This is a genomic window from Photorhabdus viridis, assembly GCF_040256935.1.
Classification (GTDB): Bacteria; Pseudomonadota; Gammaproteobacteria; order Enterobacterales; family Enterobacteriaceae; genus Photorhabdus; species Photorhabdus viridis.
Map to the genome: position 1 here is coordinate 1 of NZ_JBEJZY010000111.1, position 3,284 is coordinate 3,284.

The window sequence follows — 3,284 nt, forward strand, 5'->3', positions numbered from 1 at the left end:
TGGTAGAACAGTACATGCGCGAACGCTGGAGTCAGGTATTTAACGGCCAGCGTCAGGTACAGGAACAGCTGCTGACCCACCTCGACTATGCGCTGGACCACACTGACTGGCAGGCTGCGCGGGAGGCGGATAACCCGACCGCAATCAGCAGCTTTGCCCCTTACAAACTGCCGATGATAAACGCCCAGAAAGAACTGAGCCAGCTCTCCATTTACCAGCGGGTGTACCAGAACCTGCGTATCAAAGCCCAGGACTCGCTGCCGCCGCCGCTCAACCTGCGTGACCAGATTGGCCCCAGCTTTGACAGCATCTTTATCGCCAATAATGACAGGCAGCTGATTATCCCCCAGTTCCTGACGATAAACGGCCTGAACAACTACTTCGTCAAACAGGACGACCAGCTGATTGACCTGACCGTGATGGACAGCTGGGTGCTGAATCTGTCGCACAACGTGCAGTACAGCGAGACCGACCGCCAGGAAATCCAGCGCCAAATCACCGAACAATACCTGGGGGACTACACCGCCACCTGGCGCGGGGCCATGAACAATCTGGATATCCGGCATTTTACCGATATCCCGCAGGCCATCAGCGCCATTGAGCAGGTCATCAGTGGGGAACAGCCCCTCAGCCGCGCGTTGCAAATCCTCAGCGACAACACCCGCCTGCCGGTGATGAATACGACCCTGCCGGCCAAAGAGCAACAGCAGTTACGCGACACGCCGGATTATCGCCTGCTGGTGCGCATCAACCGGGAATTCGCCCCCGAAACCGCCGTGCTGGTGGAATACGGGGATAAAAACAGCACCCTGCAGGGGGTTTATCAGAAACTGATCGCGCTGCACCGCTACCTGCTGGCGATTCAGAACGCCCCGGTACCGGGTAAAGCCGCCCTGAAAGCAGTTCAGCTGCGACTGGAACAGAACAACAGCGACCCCATCTTCGAAGTACAGCAGCTGGCGAAAACCCTGCCGGAACCGTTAAACCGCTGGGTCGGTGAACTGGCTGAACAGGCGTGGCGGGTGGTCATGATGGCCGCAGTCAGCTCGCTGGAAGTCGAATGGAGCGAAAACGTCGTCAGACAGTACCAGACCTACCTGGCCGGCCGCTATCCGTTCAACCCGGAAGCCACCCAGGATGTGCCGCTCAGTGAGTTTGACCGCTTCTTCCGCCCGGGCGGCACGCTGGATGCGTTCTATCAGCAGAACCTCAAACCGTTTGTCGAGAACAACTTAATCTACGGCACTGACGGTGAACCGCTTATCCGCCCGGACGTCCTGAAACAGCTGACCCTGGCTAACCGTATCCGCGACACCTTCTTCACCCCGCAAAACGGCCTGGGCGTCCAGTTTGCCATTGAACCCCTCAGCCTGACCGGCAACAAACGCCGCAGCCTGCTTAACCTTGACGGCCAGTTACTCGATTATGCCCACGGCCGCGGCAGCATCGTGCACTTAATCTGGCCGAATTCCATGCGGGCCGGGGTGGAAAGTCAGCTCACCCTGATACCGGACGTCAGCGGCAAATCCCCACGCGCCATCAGCTTCACCGGCCCGTGGGCACAGCTGCGTCTGATTAACAGCGGCAAACTGACCAACGTCCGTCAGGATTCCTTCGATGTGCTGTTCAGCGTGGATGGCGGCGACATGACCTACCGCATCTACGTGGATGAATCCGACAACCCGTTTGCCGGCGGCCTGTTCAGCCAGTTCACCCTGCCTGACACCCTCTATTAATCAAAAAGTACCTGCCCCGCGCCGGCGGCGGCAGGCAAGGATAAACTGCCATGCGTGAATCCCCTGAAAACCTGATTATCCGTGCCGGCGGTAACCCGATGCACCTGCCGGCATTCACGGCAATACGCGAAGAAATCAACAAAATTAACCACCCGTCTCAACCGGCTGTCAACTGGCCGCTGATTGAATCCCTGGCCCTGACGCTGTTTCGCACCCACGGCGTCGATTTACAGAGCGCGATTTACTACACCCTGGCCCGGATGCAACTGAGCGGCCTGGCCGGCTTTACCGAAGGCTGTGAACTGCTGGCCGGCGTGATGGTCAGCCAGTGGGATGAACTGTGGCCGCCACAACCCGCAGTCCGCACCGACATGCTCGACTGGTTTAACACCCGCAGCGGCAACGCCCTGCGCCAGCACGACTACACCGCCCGCGACCTGCGCCTGATTTACCGGGCCGAACGGGCCTTACAGCTGATAGTCGACCGGCTCCAGCAGTCCGAGTTGAAACGCCTGCCCAAAGTCGAAAACCTGTTGTGGTTTTTCCAGAACACCGCGAAAAAACTGGAAAATACCCGTATCCTGCCCACACCGGCAGCCAGACCTGTCCAGATGCCGCCGCTGGTTTACCTGGCTAATACAGAGCCGGAGCCGCCTGAACCGGAAACCGGCTACAGCCCCGGCGGCGACAGCAGCCCGCCCAAAGTCCAGGTCCGTTTCCCTGAGCCGCCCCCCCGGATGAGTGCCTTACAGGGCTTCGGGCTGGGCGTCCTGCTGGGCACGTTTGTCCTGACCGGCAGCTGGCTGGGGCTTTACCGACCGCTGCAACACCAGCTCACAGCCCTGACCGGCACGCCGGACGGCGCACGACTGGCCTGGCTGGACCAGCCTGACCTGCACACCTATGCACAGCAGCTGACCCGGCTAGCGGATACCTCCCCGCTGGTGGTGCTGCAACATGCCGACCAGCTGACCGCCCTGGCGCAAAAGACCTGGCCGCAGGACCGCGAACAGCAGCGTGAAACCACCCGCTGGCAACAGTTACAGGCCGTCCGGCTGGATAACGCCCCGCTGCCCGGCAGCTGGCACCAGACCCGCAATCAGCTCCAGCAATTAGCCGACAGCATCCTGGCGCAGGAGCGCAACCGCGGCAGCTTCACCCTCTCCTACCTGAAAACCGCGATTTACCAGATTCAGACCAGCCACAACCGCGAGGTGCCGCTGGAAGAGTTGCTGCGCCAGTTCTCCGCAGCGGTCGAACAGGGACACCCCGTTTCACCCGCGCTGAGAAAAAAGACCGACGACCGCTTTAACGCCCTGCTCAGCCGCTACTACACATTGCAGAAAGACGCCGGGCTGACCGCGCTCCCGGCAAAAAACCGACCGTAACGTCAGAAAAGGACCCCTTATATGTCATTGCAGAAAAAAAACGCCGGGCAAATTGCCCAGCACATGGCTGACCGGATGACGGCGCAACCCGCCGGCGGGTTGCAGTTCACCCTCGCCGCCGCCGGCCTGCCGCCCCACACCTTTGTCGTCGCCGGCTTTT

The 3,284-nt window shown here is 60.4% G+C and carries 2 protein-coding genes; both read left to right on the top strand.

Going from position 1 to position 3,284, the window contains the following annotated elements; all coding sequences use genetic code 11:
* The coding region (gene tssM, locus ABR397_RS22120) for a type VI secretion system membrane subunit TssM (protein WP_350307596.1) at positions 1-1,736 on the top strand (1,736 nt) is incomplete at its 5' end.
* A gap of 50 nt (positions 1,737-1,786) precedes the next feature.
* Positions 1,787-3,124 carry a VasL domain-containing protein gene (locus ABR397_RS22125; protein WP_350307597.1) on the top strand — a complete coding sequence of 446 codons (1,338 nt, stop codon included), beginning with the start codon at positions 1,787-1,789 and terminating at the stop codon, positions 3,122-3,124.
* Positions 3,125-3,284: the final 160 nt, after the last annotated feature.

What these genes read in the sequence shown, in the direction of transcription:
- ABR397_RS22125 (WP_350307597.1), top strand. Translation starts at nt 1,787, where the DNA reads ATGCGTGAATCCCCTGAAAACCTGATTATCCGTGCCGGCGGTAACCCG.